Genomic DNA, 14683 nt, shown 5'->3' with positions numbered 1-14683 from the left:
GGCATACCCGTGTTGCTACTGACCCGATCTCCCCGGCTACGACCGGTCACGCGCCGACAGTATTCCCTCGGCTTCGGCGCCCGTCGCCCAGAGTCGCGCGTAACGTCCGCTCTGGGCCAGCAGTTCGTGGTGCGACCCGAACTCCACGACCCGGCCCTGCTCGACCACGCCGATCAGGTCGGCGCGTGCCGCGGTGGCCAGCCGGTGCGCGACCACGACGGTGGTCCGGCCGCGCGCCAGCGATCGGCTCGCTAGCAGCACCGATGCCTCGGTGTCCGGGTCGAGGGTGGAGGTGGCCTCGTCGAGCAGGAGCAGGTCGGGGTCGACCAGTTCGGCCCGGGCCAGCGCGATCAGCTGACGCTGACCGGCGGACAATCCACGCCCTCTTTCACCGACCGGTTGGTTCATTTTTCGGGGCAATCCGGCGATCATTTCCGCCGCGCCGACCTTCGCGGCCGCGGTGCTGATGTCCACCGTTGTGGCGAAAGGTTGCCCGAATGCAATGTTGCTCGCGACGTCACCGGCGAACAGGTGAGCTTCCTGGGGCACAATTCCCAGCCGCGTCCGATAGTCGGTGAGCACAAATTTACGTAAATCGACACCGTCGACGCGGATCGAGCCGGCCGCGGGGTCGTCCGGGAGGTCGTAGAGACGGGCCAGCAGCTTCACGATCGTCGATTTGCCCGCGCCGGTCGCGCCGACGAGCGCCAGTGTCGACCCGGCCGGGACGGTGAAGGAGACGCCGTCGAGCGCGGGGGCGTTGGCGCCGGGGTAGCGGAATCCGACGTCGTCGAAGACGACCTCGCCGTCGAGCCGCTCGACGGTCACCGCGTCCGGCGGATCAGCCGCGATCGAGGACTCGGTGCGCAGCAGGTCGCCGATCCGGCGCAGGCCGACCCTGGCCTGCTGGTAGCCGTCGAACACCTGCGAGAGCTCCTGGATCGGGCCGAACAGCAGGCCGAGGTACAGCACGAAGGCGACCAGGGTGCCGGTGGTCGTTCGCCCGTCGGCCACCGCGTTCGCGCCGAGGTAGACCACCACGGCCAGGGCGAGGTCGGCCCAGGCCAGGCCGAAGGAGAAATAGGCCGCGATCGCGCGCTGGGCGCGGATGCGCGCGTCGCGATAGCGGTGGGAGTACTCGGTGAAGCGGCGGGCCGCGGTCGGCTCGTTGCGCGCGGCCTGCACCGCGCGCAGGCCGGCGATGTTCTCCTGGAAATCGGCGTTGACCGCCGAGACCCGCTCGCGGGAGACGGTGTAGGCCACCGAGGACACCCGGCGGAACGCCAGCGTGGCCAGCAGCATCGGCGGCACGGTGGCCAGCACGATCAGCGCGAGCCCGGCATCGATGAAGACCAGGCCGATCGCGACGCCGATCAGGGTGATCAGCCCGACCAGCCCGGTCGCGACGCCGGTCTGCAGGAATGTCGAGAGCGCGTCGACGTCGGTGGTCATTCTGGTCATGATCCGGCCGGACAGTTCGCGCTCGTAGAAATCCAGGCCGAGCCGCTGCAACTGGGCGTAGCTGCGCACCCGCAGCCCGAACAGCACGCGTTCGCCCGTGCGCGCGGTGAGCACGGTGACCGCGACGCCGACCAGCAGCCCGGCCAGCACCAGCCCGATCCCGATCGCGCCCGCGACGGCTAGCGCGGTGCCGTCGCCCGCGGTGACACCGGTGTCGATGGCGTAGCGGACCAGCGGCGGGAAGGCGACGCCGATCAGCGCGTCGGCGATCAGCAGCGCCATCACCGCGCAGACCAGGCCGCGCACCGGGCGCAGCAGCGCGCGCAGGCCGAAATCGGGTTGGGGAGCGCGCAGGTCTCCGGGCAGGCCGGGTTCTTCGGTGGCCGGTGGCAGCGCGTCGACGGCGGCGCGCAGTTCGGGGGTCTCGCTGAGATCGGCCGAGGCGGCCGCCATCGAGCGTGGCCTGCCGCCGTCGGGGAGGCGCTTGGTGAGCGAGGTCGCCGCCGGCACCGCCGAGCCGGTAGGCGCGGGCAGCCGGATGACGCGATCGGCCTGGGCCAGTGTCGACTCGCGGTGCGCCAGGATCAGCGTCGTCCGCCCGCCAGGATCGGGGAGCCTCCGGAAGATCTCGGCCTCGGTGACCGCGTCCACGGCCGAGGTGGCGTCGTCGAGTACCAGCACGCGCGGCCGGGTGAGCAGCGCTCTGGCCAGGGCGATGCGCTGGCGCTGCCCGCCGGACAGGGTGAGGCCGCGTTCGCCGATGACGGTGTCGTAGCCGTCGGGCAGTGCGGCGATGAACTCGTCCGCGGCGGCGGCGGTCGCGGCGGCCGCGATCTCGGCGTCGGTGGCATCGGGCCTGCCCAGGGCGATATTGGCGGCGATGGTGTCGGAGAACAGGAACGGATCATCGAAGACCACGCCGAGCGCGCCGCGCAGGTCCTCGGCGCGCAGGTCGGCCAGGTCGGCGGTGGTGCCGTCGGCGCCGACCAGGCTGATCCGGCCCGCGTCGGGCGCGTAGAAGCGGGGCAGCAGCAGCGACAGCGTCGACTTGCCCGAGCCGGCGGGACCGATGATCGCGACCGTCTCACCGGGCCGCACGGTCAGATCGAGGTTCTGCAGCACCGGCTGATCGGCCTCGAAACCGAAACTCACCGCGTCGAATTCGATGCCGAGCGGGCCGGACGGCACCGCGACCGGCCGCTCGGGATCGACCAGCACCGGCGCGGCGTCGATCACCTGGAAGACCCGGTCGACGGCGGCCTTGGTGAGCTGACCCATGATCACCACCGAGGTGATGGTGCGGGCCGAGGACGTCATCGTGGCCAGGTAGGCGGTGAACGCGAGGAAGGTGCCGACGCCGATCGCGCCGTGCCTGGCCAGCACCCCGCCGACGATGATCACCGCGACCAGCCCGGCCTGCGGCAGCGCCGAGACCACCGGCGCGAACCTGGCATTGATCCTGGCGGCGCGCAGCCGCTCGGCGAACAGGCGGCGGCTGTGGTGCTCGAGCACGTCGACCATCCGGGCTTCCTGCCCGAACCCCTTCACCACCCGCACCCCGGTGACGGTCTGCTCGACGTGTTCGGCGAGGTCCGCGGCGCGCTGCTGCGCCGACCAGGTCGCCGCGTACAGGCGCGGCCGCAATCGCAGCACCACCACCGCCATCGCGGGCGCGACCAGCAGCGCGGCCAGCGCCAGCGGCGGGCTCAGCCACACCATGACCACCGCCGACAGCACGAACTGCAGCACCGCCAGTCCCGACCACGGCACCATCGCCAGCAGTCCCTGCACCAGTTGCAGGTCGGTGATCGAACGCGAGACCACCTGGCCCGTGCGGATCGCGTCCTGGCCCGCACCGTCGAGCCGCTGCAGGGCGGCGAGCAGTGAGACCCGCAGGCTGTGCTGGACTTCCAGGGACAGCTTGCCCGCCCAGAGCCTGCGCGCGAAGGTGACGAAGAACCGGCCGACGGCGAGCAGCGCGAGCAATGCCGCCGCAGCGCCGATGACGGTGGTGTCGCCCGCGACGGCGGCGTCGACGGCGCGTTTGGTCGCCAGCGGCGCGGCGATCGACACCGCCGCACCGGCCAGCACCGAGACGGTGATGCCGGCGAGCAGACGGGGGTGCTGCAGGCTCAGGCGCCAGAGTCTGCGGATCCAGCCCGGTTCGGTGGCGGCCACCGGCGCTACAGGTCGCGGGTGCGCAGGTCCCACCACCCCGCGGCGCCGATCGCGGCGGTCCACAGCAGGAGCATCACCAGGGCGGCCGGGGTGGGCGCGAAGACCTCGGCCTCCTGGAACGAACCGGCGCTCACCCCGGCGACGGTCGTGGAGACGGGCAGGATGGCCGCGAAGCCACCGGCCCCGAAGGCCTTGGCCACCACCCAGATCAGCGGTTCGAGCACGAACGCCCAGCCCAGCACCAGCCAGACCGCACCGCTGACCGTGCGCAGCAGCAGCCCGATGCCCGCCCCGATCACCGCCCAGCACAGGGCGACCAGCAGACCAGCGCCGAGCACCTCGATCAGCTGCCAGCCGAGCTCGAACTTGCCGCGCCCGGCGGCCAGCAGGACCAGGAAACTCACCAGTTCGGCGGCCAGCGCCACGGCGACGGCGAACGCGGCGGTCGTGGCGTACTTCGCGGTGGCCAGCTGATCGCGGTCGGGTGCGAACAGCACCGTCAGCGCCATGGTCTTGCGCCGGTACTCACCGCCGGTCGCGGCGATGCCGAGCACCGCGGCCACCACGAACACCGCGATCATCCCGAGATAGAGCCCGATCGTGGCGGCGCCGGTGGCGGGCTGGCCCTTCGGATCGGCAGGCCCGGACATGAGCGCGGTGATCAGCGTCGCGACCAGCGCCAGCACGACGGGTGCGCCGAGCAGCAAGCGGGCCGGGCGCACCGCGACGACCTTGCGCGCCTCGGACTCGATGCCGGGCAGGAGATCGGCGGGCAGCACAGCGGTCATCGTGGCATCCCATACGAAGTCGGCGCCGGGGCGAACGCGGCGGGATTCGCCGGTGGCACGGGCGGTGAGTACCGGTGCCTGCGCGGTTTGGTCAGCGAGGCGAGCACCCGGTCGGGGTGGATCGGATCGGTGACGATGCTGCCGATCCGCACCTGCGCGGCCTCGGCGACCGCGCGAATGGTCGACTCGCTCGCCTCGGCGACCGCCAGCCGTCCGTCGGGCCGCATCACCGCGTCGGTGAAGCCCTGCGCGGCGAGCGCGGTGGCCAGCGCGATCGAGGGCGAGGCGGCCACGACTAGCCGGTCGGGATGTCCGCGCCGCAGCTTGGCCGGTGTCCCCTGCCAGACGACCGCGCCCTCGCTCAGCACGACCAGCTGATCGGCCGTCGACACCACGTCGGCGAGCTTGTCGGAGCTCACCAGCACGGTGCCGCCGCGCCCGACATGGCGGCGCAGCAGGTCGTGCAGCCAGCCGCGTTCGTAGCCGTCGGCGCCGGTGAACGGATCGTCGAGCACGAGCAGCGGGGGATCGGCCAGCAGCGCGGTCGCCAGCGCGAGCCGGGTCTCCTGACCCGGCTGCAGCTGGGCGACAACGGTGTCGGCGATGGCGGCGAGCCCGGTCTCCTCGAGCACCGCGTCGACGCGTCGCCGGGACGCGCCTGCGAGCGGCGCGTAGCAGCGCAGGTGATCGTGGACCGTGCGCGCCGGATGCAGGCCGCGCGGGCTCAGCACCGCGCCGACCGCGCCGGGACCGGTGCCCGGCACGTCGATGTCGACGCTGCCGGCGGTCGGCTGCTGCAGGCCGAGCACGATCCGCAGCACCGTCGACTTGCCCGCGCCGGTGGGCCCGACGAGCGCGGTGACCGCACCGGCGGGCACCGCGAAGTCGATGTCGTGCACGGCGTCGACGAGGTCGAACTGTTTGCCGACGCCGCGCACCCGCACAGCGTCGCCGGGCCGCCCGGTCACCGCTTCTTCGCCGGCGCGGCGTTCTTCGCCGGCCTGGCGTCGATGGCGGGCAGCGGATCGGCGTCGATGACGCGGTGCAGCGGGGTCGGCCAGAACGTGGGCGCGGGCCCGAAAGCCTTGCGCGCGTTCTCGATCGTCATCTTGCCCAGCGCCCGGTTGCCCGCACCGCCGATGGCGGCGCCGATGCCGGCGGGCAGGATCTTGCCCGCCATCAGCGCCGCGCGCTTGGTGATGAACCGCTTGATGAACTGCTGCAGCAGCTTGCTGTTGATGGCCGAGATCCCGGGCACCCTGTTCGCGACCATGCCTGCCCAGTTCTTGGACGAGGTGCCGAGGCCCTTCTGCACGATCGCCATGCCGGTGTCGCCGAGCACGACCGCCAGCACCATCGCGCGCCGGGTCTCATTGTCCTCGGGCTCGATGCCGTGCACGGAGGCCGCGGCGAGGGTGAACAGGGCCGAGGCCTCCATGAAGAACACGGTCTCCGCGCTGATGGCGCCGAGCGCGGCCATGGTGCCGATCCCGGGCACCGCCGCGGTCGCGCCGACCGCGGCGCCGCTGCCGGTGACGGCGAGCAGATACTGCTTCTCCAGCCGTGCCACGATCTGGGCGGGGTTCTCACCGGGATGACGTTCACGTAGGAATTCGACGTAGCGACGCACGGCGGGCGCCTGCAGTTTCGACCCGGTGTCGAGTACATCGACCACGGCCTTTTCGATCGCTTTGTTGAACACGGCGTCGTCCTCCTCTTCGCCCAGACGAAACGAACTGTAGGGCACCGCGGTCCCCGACAGCTCATCATGCCAACGAGCGCCGACACCCCGCTGGTTCCACGATGTGGGCACGGTCTCCGGCCGGTAGGTACTGTCCGCGAGCCCGCGCTGGTTCTACGCTGACCGAATGAGTGCAACGCAGCCGACCCGATTGACGCGTGAGTTCACCGAAGCCGGTGCCGAGATCGCGACGATCACCCTGGCCAACCCGCCGCTGAACCTCTTCGATCGCCAGCTCATGAACTCACTGATCGCCGATATCGCCGCGGTCAGCGCGCAGCCGCCGCGTGCGGTGCTGATCCGGGCAGAGGGCAAGGTCGTCTCGGGCGGCGTCGACGTCAACGTCTTCTACGGGCTCGGTGTCGAGGAGGGCGCGCAGCTGTGGCGCGAGCTGTTCGCGCAGATCATCCACCCGCTCGAGGCGCTGCCGTGCCCGGTGGTGTTCGCCGCGCACGGGCTCACCCTCACCGCGGCCTTCGAGATCTCGCTGGCCTGCGACATCATCCTGGCCGCGCCGAAGGCGAAGTTCGGGCTGGTGGAGACGGTCGTTGGCCTGACGCCGTCGATGGGTGGCCCGCAGCGGCTGGCCGAGCGGGCCGGTTCGGGCCGCGCCCGCGAGTTCGTGATGACCGGCGACCTCTACGACGCCGCCACGATGGCGGAGTGGGGTGTGGTCAACGCGATCCACGAGGATCTCGAGACCGCAGCCCGTGCGCTGGTCACCCGCCTCGCCGAGGGTCCGACCCGCGCGCACGCCGCGACCAAGCAGATCATCGAGGCGTGGCGTTCCGGCGGTGTGGCACACGCGGATTCGGTGACGCCGAAGGTGTCGGGCGAGCTGTTCGCCACCGCCGATCTGCAAGGCGCCGTGCTCAGTTTCCTCGAGGTCGGACCCGGCAAAGCGACCTATCGCGGCGAATGACCGCGCCGACCGCCTGACAATGATGTGAGCCACGTCATATAGTCACAGGTGCGGTGCTGCATCGACGTACGTGGAGGTCCTGATGGGTCAGAGCGAGCACGAACCGGGCGCAACCATCATCGAGTTCCCTGCCAAGGGTGCGGCCGGGCGGCTGACCAGGGGTTCCGACGGCATCCTTCGCTACGGAGATCTCAGCCCGGCCCTCACCGAGCTGCTCGATCTGCGGGTGCACGCGTTCACCGGCCGGGAGGCGATCGTCGAGGTCGGCGGGCCGCGCCTGACCTATCGTGACCTGTGGCACAGCGCCTCGCGGATCGCGGGTGGCCTGCAGGACCACGGCGTCGGCTACGGCGACCGCGTCGCGGTGCACATGCCGACGAGCGCGCGCTGGGTGCAGGCCTTCCTCGGCGCGCTGCTCTCCGGCGCGGTGCCGGTCCTGGTGCCGGACTCGCTGCCCGCCGCGGTCGCCGAGCGGGTGATCGCCGACAGCCGCGCCGATTTCGTGCTGGGCGCCGACGGCCCGCTGCCCGACAGCGCCGCCTACATCGACGACGGTGCGGCACTGGATGATCCGGCGCTGCTCTGCTACACCGGCACCGCCGCCAGGCGGCCGGTGCCCACCGGCGTCGAGCTGACCAACGAGAACCTGCTCTCGGCGGTGTCCTCGGTGATCGGCGCGCTCGAGCTGTCCGACGACGGCATGCGCAACCTGGTGCTGTTGCCGCTGGCCCATGCCAGCGGCTGCGTCGACCAGTTGCTGCCGACCTTCGCGGTCGGCGGCACGGTGGTGCTCGCGCCGGGCGCGCGCGACCTCGCCGACGTGCTCGAGACCGAGCGGATCGACACGGTCTCGGCGACACCGCGGATCTTCACCGGACTCCTGCCCGAACTCGCCGCGCGGCAGACAGGCGCCGGCGTGCGGCGCATCAGCAAGGCCTGCCACCGGTCCGAACGCGCCGCCGCCGCGGCTCCCGCCACGCTGACCGCGGCGCTGCGCGGGCTGTTTCCCGCGGCCAGGCAGTGGTCGGTCTGGGGTGCCACCGAGACCAGCGGCATCGGCCTGATGGTCGACGACACCGACCTCGCCGAATCCGGGTCCACCCTCGGATTCGCGTTCGGCGGAACGGAATTGGCGTTGTCCGGGCCGCAGGCGAGCGCGGGCCGCGGCGAATTGCTGTGCCGCGGGCCGAATGTCAGCAGGCGCTACTGGAACGACCCCGATGCCTCGATGGCGCGGTTCAGCGGAACCTGGTTCCACACAGGCAATCTGGTGAGCATCGAGGCCGACGGCCTGGTCCGCGCGGTGCTGCCGGTGCGGCAGCGCCGGGTCAGCGGCCTGTAGGTCAGATCAATCGGGTCCGCAGGGCCTCGCGCAGCGCGCCGGTGAGCCCGATCGCGCTCAGATAGCCCTCGGTGCCGCCGTAGGTCTCGTGCACGGAGACGTCGGCGGTGCGCAGGTACTCCTCGTGCACGCCGAGCAGGTCGATCGACAGCGCACCGTCCGTGGCGATCTTCGGCTCCAGCATCGTCCGCAGCGGTTCGACGGCGGCGTTGCTGGCAAGGTAGTCGGTGTAGACGTCGTCCTCGGTGACGCCGACCGCGCGCAGCACGGTCGCGACCGCCCAGCCGGTGCGGTCCTTGCCCGCCGCGCAGTGCACCAGCGCGGCGCCGTCGCCCTCGGCGATGGAGGTGGCCAGGCGGGTGATCGCCGCGTGCGCCTCCGGCATCACCGGGAACAGCCGGTAGACCTCGATCATGTGCGCCCGCGCCGAGGTCTGCTGCGTCTCGTGCGGCGGCGCCTCGCCCATCCGGGAGTCGAATGGGGTGACGTGCAGGCGCACGCCGTCGGGCAGCGTGTCGTGGCCGATGTGATCGATCTCGGCGAGGCCGCGCAGATCGTGCACGTCGGTGACGCGCAGCGCGCGCAGGGTGTCGTGGCCCTGCGCGTCGAGTCCGCTCAGCTGGGCCGAGCGCAGCAGCACACCGGGTCGGGTCGTCGTACCGTCAGCGGTGCGGAGCCCGCCCACATCGCGGAAATTGAAGGTGCCGCTGATGGCGAACTGGTCGGCAGGAGGCGAGAGAGTCACTCGTCCAGGTTATCGACGCGACGGCCGGCTCCGCGAGGGAGTTCGCGGATCCGACACGCACTGTGTGGTGTCCGTTCCGCGGGGTGCCACTGTGCTGTCGCCCACAGGAACCCGGGCGTCATCTGCGGCCACTTGTACACTCGACCAGGGGTCAGATCATGGCGTGGGGGTGCCGGATGCTGGGAATGCGAACTAATTCAAGCCGTATGGTCGGTTTTACAAAAGGTCGCATTCGGATAACAAAACAATCTTTCAGTCTGAAAAGGACGGCTGAATCAGTTCGTGAATCCAGAAAACCTTCTAAGATCGAGCTCGCTGGATAGGTTGATCGCACCTGATCGATCTTCTCCACTTAGCTCGCATCGCAGCGGGTAGCGAAATTTGTTGCCGAGGAGTTGTCGTTGAGCATCAGTCGTGAACTTACTGAAACATCCGTGCGACCTGCCGTATGCCTCGCTGTGGAACAAGCCGCCGCGGGGTGCGACGCCACCGGCATCCGGGCGCTGCGCATGCTGCTGCACGCGGGCATGAGTGCCTACTGGCCGCTGGTGAAGGCTGCGCCGGACCGTCGGATCGCGGCTTACGAGGCCACGCTGCAAACCCTGCGGCTGCGGTGGTCGTCGACGGGCGAGACCGTCGGCGATCCGACCGCCGCGGCGCTGTTCCGGCAGATGGACGACGAGGCCGTCGCCTTCCTCGGCCTGTGCGCCGAGCATTCGGGCACCCAGTGGCTCGAGCCGCTGGACTCGGTCGCCACCTACATCGTCTCGGTGCTCTACGGCACGGTCCTGCGCTGGCTCGCCGACGGCAACGACGAGACCACGCTCGTCGTCATCGATGACCTGGTCAGCTGCTTGACCCTCAAGGCCGTCGAAGTCTGACCCCTTGCGATACTGGACGACCGACCAAATTGGTGGTTCAGTAGTCGAGTGACCCAGACGACATCGCTGCCCGGTCTGCACGCGGCGACCGCCGAGCTCGACCCGCCACTGGCCGCGGTCGACCTGACCGCCCTCGACGCCAACGCCGCCGACCTGGTCCGCCGCGCGAACGGTGTCGCGGTCCGCGTGGCCAGCAAATCGGTGCGCTGCCGCGCCGTGCTCGAACGCGTCCTCGGCACCGGTCTCACCGCGCAGGGCGGCTTCGCCGGCATCATGGCCTACTCGCTGCGCGAGGCCATCTGGCTGACCCGCCTCGGCGCCCGCGACGTCCTGCTCGGCTACCCGGTGACCGACCGGGCCGCGCTGGCCGAACTCGCCACCGATCCGCTCCTGCTCAGCTCGATCACCCTGATGATCGACGATGCAGCCCAGCTCGAACTCACCCGCGCCGCGCTCGGCACCGACCTGGTCCGCCCCCGCGTCTGCCTCGACGTCGACGCCGCCCTGCGGATCGGCCCGCTGCACCTGGGCACCCGCCGCTCGCCGGTGCGCACCCCCGACCAGGCCGCCGTGCTGGCCACCGACGCGCGCAGGCGCGGATTCGACGTGGTCGGCGTGATGACCTACGAGGCCCAGATCGCCGGTCTGCCCGACAGCAACCCCGCGGTGCGGGTGGTGAAGCGGCTCTCGGCCGTCGAGATCGGCCGCAGGCGCGGCCAGGTGCTCGACGCCGTGCGCATGGTGACCGGACCGCTGGAGATCGTCAACAGCGGCGGCACCGGGTCGATCGAGGTGTCGATCACCGATCCCGATGTCACCGAGGTGACCGCCGGGTCCGGGCTGTACGTGCCGACCCTGTTCGACCACTACCGCTCGTTCACCCCGCGCCCCGCGCTGTTCTTCGCCACCCCGGTGCTGCGCAAGCCGACCCCGACCATCGCCACCGTCTTCGCGGGCGGCTACATCGCCTCCGGTCCGGCGGGCCCGAGCCGGGTGCCGCTGCCGGTGTGGCCCGCGGGCCTGAAGCTGCTCGGTGCCGAGGGCGCGGGCGAGGTGCAGACCCCGCTGGCAGGTGGCGCGGAACTCGAGATCGGCGATCGCGTGTGGTTCCGGCACGCCAAGGCGGGCGAGCTGTGCGAACGCTTCGCCGAGATCCACCTGGTCGACGAATCCGGCTCGCGGACGACGGTTCCGACCTACCGCGGCGAGGGGCAGTGCTTCGGCTGAGCGGGCCCTAGCTCAGCAGCTCGGTCACCTCGTCGTCGGCGAGCTGATGGAAGTCGCGGTAGGCCATGCCGACTCCGCCGAGTTCGGCGGGTGTCCACAGGCAGACCAACTCGTCGCACTCGTGTCGGGCCCGGCGCGCGGCCTCAGGAGACGACACCGGCATCGCGACCACCAGCCGCTCGGGATCCTGGGCCCGCGCGACCCGGCACGCGGCCACCACGGTCGCGCCGGTCGCCATGCCGTCGTCGACGATCACCACGGTGCGCCCGGTCAGCGACACCGGATCGCCGGTCCGCAGCGCGTGCTGCCTGCGGGCGAGCTCGATCCGTTCATCCCGTTCGACCTCGTCGAACGCGTCCTGGGAGACCCCGCTGCGGTCGATGACATCCCGGTTCAGCACGAGCACACCGCCCTCGCCGAGCGCCCCCATCGCCAGCTCCGGCTGCCAGGGCAGGCCCAGCTTGCGGACCAGCAGCACGTCCAGCTCACCGCCGAGGACCGAGCACACGGCCGCGGCCACCGGGACTCCGCCGCGCGGGAGCCCGAGCACCAGCGGTTGCGAGTCCCGCAGGTGTTCCAGGGCCGTGCCGAGGACGCGGCCCGCCGCTGCTCGATCCGGGTAGACCACGTCTCGAACGCTACTCCGCGGCGGGCTCCGGCGATACGCGCTCGGTGATTGCGAAACGGCGCAGGGCCAGGCTCGGGTTGGCGGTCCGGACGCGCGCGATGTGCGCCGGGTCGATCGACGCGGTGAGCACGCCCGGCTCGTCGCCGAGTTCGGCGAGGACGGCACCCGTGGGGTCGACGATCATCGACGCGCCCGAGCCACGCGGCGCAGATTGATCGGCGGCCGCGACGTAGATCGTGTTCTCGATCGCGCGGGCGCGCAGCAGCGTCGTCCACTGGTCGACCTTCGCCGGACCGGGAATCCACTGCGCGGCCAGCAGCAGCACCTGCGCACCCGCGGCCGCGACACGCCGACATCCCTCCGGAAAACGGAGATCGAAACAGGTCTGCATGCCGAATATCACACCGTCGACGGCGAAGGTGGCGGGCGCGACGAGCGGGCCGGCTTCGACGACATCGGATTCCAGATAGCCGAACGCGTCGTACAGATGCACTTTCCGGTACACCGCGACGCGCGTGCCGTCGGGCCCGTGGGCGACGAGAGTATTGCTGATTCTGGTCGCACCCGGTGTCGGCAGCTCGACGACACCGGCCACCAGATACACCCCGAATTCGGCTGCCAGCGCGCTGAGTCCGGTGGTGAACGGGCCGTCGAGCGGCTCGGCGATCGCCACCACCCGCTCGTCGAGCCGGGTCACCGCAAACATCGAGTATTCGGGTGCGAGCACCAGCCGGACGCCTGCCTCGGCGGCGGTGCGGACGTGCTCACGCAGCGTGGCCAGATTGGCCGCGGGGTCGGTCTGGGGAGCGAATTGGACGACCGCGATCGGCACCTCGGCGGGCGCCGGTCCCTGATGCGCTGACCCGTTCTGCAGTTGCATAGGTCTCACCGTATTCACCCGGTGGCCGGGACAGCTACCGTCAGGCAGTAAACTGCTGGTCAATGAGTACCAATGAGGTCGACAGCGTTCCTGCCGACGACGACAGGCACGAAGAAGGCCCGACTTTCGCCGATCTCGGGATCGATGACCGCGTCCTCGCGGCCATCGCCGATGTGGGCTACGAGTCGCCGTCCCCGATCCAGGCGGCGACGATTCCTCCGCTGCTGTCCGGCGCCGACGTGGTCGGCCTCGCGCAGACCGGCACCGGCAAGACCGCCGCCTTCGCGATCCCGATCCTGATGGGTCTGGACACCGCCCAGAAGAAGCCGAGCGCGCTGGTGCTGGCCCCGACGCGTGAGCTCGCCATCCAGGTCGCCGAGGCCTTCGGCAAGTACTCCTCGCACATTCCCGGTCTGCACGTGCTGCCGATCTACGGCGGGCAGAGCTACGGCGTGCAGCTGTCGGGTCTGCGCCGCGGCGCGCACGTGGTCGTGGGTACCCCCGGCCGTGTGATCGACCACCTGGAGAAGGGCACGCTCGACCTGTCGCAGCTGCGCTACCTGGTGCTCGACGAGGCCGACGAGATGCTCAAGATGGGCTTCCAGGAAGATGTCGAGCGCATCCTGCGCGACACCCCGAACGACAAGCAGGTCGCGCTGTTCTCCGCGACCATGCCGGGCGCGATCCGCAAGATCTCCAAGCAGTACCTGAACGAGCCGGTCGAGATCACGGTCAAGTCCAAGACCCAGACCAACACCAACATCACCCAGCGCTATGTGCAGGTGTCGCATCAGCGCAAGCTCGATGCCCTCACTCGCGTGCTCGAGGTCGAGGACTTCGAGGCGATGATCATCTTCGTGCGCACCAAGCAGGCCACCGAAGAGCTGGCCGAGAAGCTGCGCTCGCGTGGTTTCTCCGCCGCGGCGATCAACGGTGACATCGCGCAGAACCAGCGTGAGCGCACCATCGGCCAGCTGAAGTCGGGCGCGCTCGACATCCTGGTCGCCACCGACGTGGCCGCGCGTGGTCTCGACGTCGAGCGCATCTCGCACGTCGTCAACTACGACATCCCGCACGACACCGAGTCCTACGTGCACCGCATCGGCCGCACCGGTCGCGCGGGCCGCTCGGGTCAGGCGCTGCTGTTCGTCGCGCCGCGCGAGCGTCATCTGCTCAAGTCGATCGAGCGCGCCACCCGGCATCCGCTCACCGAGATGCAGCTGCCCAGTGTGGACGACGTCAACGCGACCCGCGTCTCCAAGTTCGGCGACGCGATCACCGAGAACCTGTCCTCGGACAATGTGGCGCTGTTCCGCAAGCTGATCGAGGACTACGAGGCCGAGCACAACACGCCGCTGGTCGACATCGCGGCGGCGCTGGCCGTCGGCGGCTTCGACGGCGACAACTTCTTCATGGAGCCCGAGCCGGAGCCCGCGCCGCGTCGCGAGCGCGATCGGGACCGCGACCGCGACCGGGAGCGCGCCCCGCGCCGCTACGACGACGAGGACGGTGGCCGCCGTGCCCCGTCGTTCTCCCGCGAGAGCGGCCAGGAGCTGGCGACCTACCGGATCAGCGTCGGCAAGCGGCACCGCGTGGTGCCCGGCGCGATCGTCGGCGCCATCGCCAACGAGGGCGGCCTGCGCCGCAGCGACTTCGGGCACATCAGCATCCGGCCCGATTACAGCCTCGTCGAGCTGCCGGCCAACCTGCCGAACGAAACGCTGGAAGCGTTGCGCCGCACCAGGATCAGCGGTGTGCTGATCCAGCTGCAGCCCGATCAGGGCCCGCCGGCGCAGCGGCTGAACTCGCGCGGCCCGCGGCGCGATCGCGAGGCGCGTCCGCGGACTGAACGGCGCAAGCCGAGGTCCTGACGCCGGGCGCCTTCGCAGG

General features: G+C 70.7%; 12 protein-coding genes. 5 read left to right on the top strand and 7 right to left on the bottom strand.

What is annotated here, in order from left to right; all coding sequences use genetic code 11:
* Positions 1-36: 36 nt before the first annotated feature.
* Genes ACFVAV_RS00225 through ACFVAV_RS00210 form a run of 4 tightly spaced genes read right to left on the bottom strand, consistent with a single transcriptional unit; the run spans position 37 to position 6129 of the window.
* Positions 37-3639, bottom strand: a complete 3603-nt coding sequence (locus ACFVAV_RS00225; protein WP_379027950.1) for an ABC transporter ATP-binding protein — start codon at positions 3637-3639, stop codon at positions 37-39.
* Positions 3640-3644: 5 nt separating this feature from the next.
* A complete protein-coding gene (locus ACFVAV_RS00220; protein WP_379027948.1) occupies positions 3645-4427 on the bottom strand; it encodes an ABC transporter permease in 783 nt (260 codons plus the stop codon).
* Complete coding sequence (locus ACFVAV_RS00215) at positions 4424-5395, bottom strand: ATP-binding cassette domain-containing protein (protein ID WP_379027946.1); 972 nt, start codon at positions 5393-5395, stop codon at positions 4424-4426. The genes ACFVAV_RS00220 and ACFVAV_RS00215 overlap by 4 nt, the downstream gene beginning before the upstream one ends.
* Complete coding sequence (locus ACFVAV_RS00210) at positions 5392-6129, bottom strand: hypothetical protein (protein ID WP_379027945.1); 738 nt, start codon at positions 6127-6129, stop codon at positions 5392-5394. The genes ACFVAV_RS00215 and ACFVAV_RS00210 overlap by 4 nt, the downstream gene beginning before the upstream one ends.
* Positions 6130-6295: 166 nt before the next feature.
* Here ACFVAV_RS00210 and ACFVAV_RS00205 point away from each other — a divergent pair, with 166 nt between their 5' ends.
* Together ACFVAV_RS00205 and ACFVAV_RS00200 are read left to right on the top strand one after the other, a co-directional pair.
* Positions 6296-7090, top strand: coding sequence for an enoyl-CoA hydratase/isomerase family protein (locus ACFVAV_RS00205; RefSeq protein ID WP_379027943.1), 795 nt, complete (start codon positions 6296-6298; stop codon positions 7088-7090).
* Positions 7091-7172: 82 nt separating this feature from the next.
* The gene (locus ACFVAV_RS00200) at positions 7173-8432 is read left to right on the top strand and encodes a class I adenylate-forming enzyme family protein (protein WP_379027941.1); all 1260 of its coding nucleotides are present in this window, start codon (positions 7173-7175) and stop codon (positions 8430-8432) included.
* 1 nt (position 8433) lies between these two features.
* Here ACFVAV_RS00200 and ACFVAV_RS00195 read toward each other — a convergent pair whose 3' ends face one another.
* Complete coding sequence (locus ACFVAV_RS00195) at positions 8434-9177, bottom strand: tyrosine-protein phosphatase (protein ID WP_379027939.1); 744 nt, start codon at positions 9175-9177, stop codon at positions 8434-8436.
* A gap of 434 nt (positions 9178-9611) precedes the next feature.
* On the opposite strand from ACFVAV_RS00195, the gene ACFVAV_RS00190 reads away from it, so the two are divergent.
* A complete protein-coding gene (locus ACFVAV_RS00190; RefSeq protein ID WP_379027938.1) occupies positions 9612-10058 on the top strand; it encodes a TetR family transcriptional regulator in 447 nt (148 codons plus the stop codon).
* 48 nt (positions 10059-10106) lie between these two features.
* Positions 10107-11285: an amino acid deaminase/aldolase gene (locus ACFVAV_RS00185; RefSeq protein ID WP_379027936.1), complete on the top strand. Its 1179-nt coding sequence runs from the start codon at positions 10107-10109 to the stop codon at positions 11283-11285.
* Between the two features lie 7 nt (positions 11286-11292).
* Here the strand turns inward: ACFVAV_RS00185 and ACFVAV_RS00180 are convergent, their stop codons facing one another.
* Positions 11293-11913, bottom strand: coding sequence for a phosphoribosyltransferase (locus ACFVAV_RS00180; protein WP_379027934.1), 621 nt, complete (start codon positions 11911-11913; stop codon positions 11293-11295).
* Positions 11914-11923: 10 nt separating this feature from the next.
* Positions 11924-12793 carry a carbon-nitrogen hydrolase family protein gene (locus tag ACFVAV_RS00175; protein ID WP_379027932.1) on the bottom strand — a complete coding sequence of 290 codons (870 nt, stop codon included), beginning with the start codon at positions 12791-12793 and terminating at the stop codon, positions 11924-11926.
* A gap of 62 nt (positions 12794-12855) precedes the next feature.
* Here ACFVAV_RS00175 and ACFVAV_RS00170 point away from each other — a divergent pair, with 62 nt between their 5' ends.
* Complete coding sequence (locus tag ACFVAV_RS00170; protein ID WP_379027931.1) at positions 12856-14664, top strand: DEAD/DEAH box helicase; 1809 nt, start codon at positions 12856-12858, stop codon at positions 14662-14664.
* The last annotated feature ends 19 nt before the right edge of the window (positions 14665-14683 follow it).

The organism is Nocardia sp. NPDC057663, from assembly GCF_042799895.1.
Taxonomy (GTDB): Bacteria; Actinomycetota; Actinomycetes; order Mycobacteriales; family Mycobacteriaceae; genus Nocardia.
The sequence above is the reverse complement of the archived record's forward strand: the minus strand, read 5'-3'. Positions and strand labels throughout refer to the sequence as shown.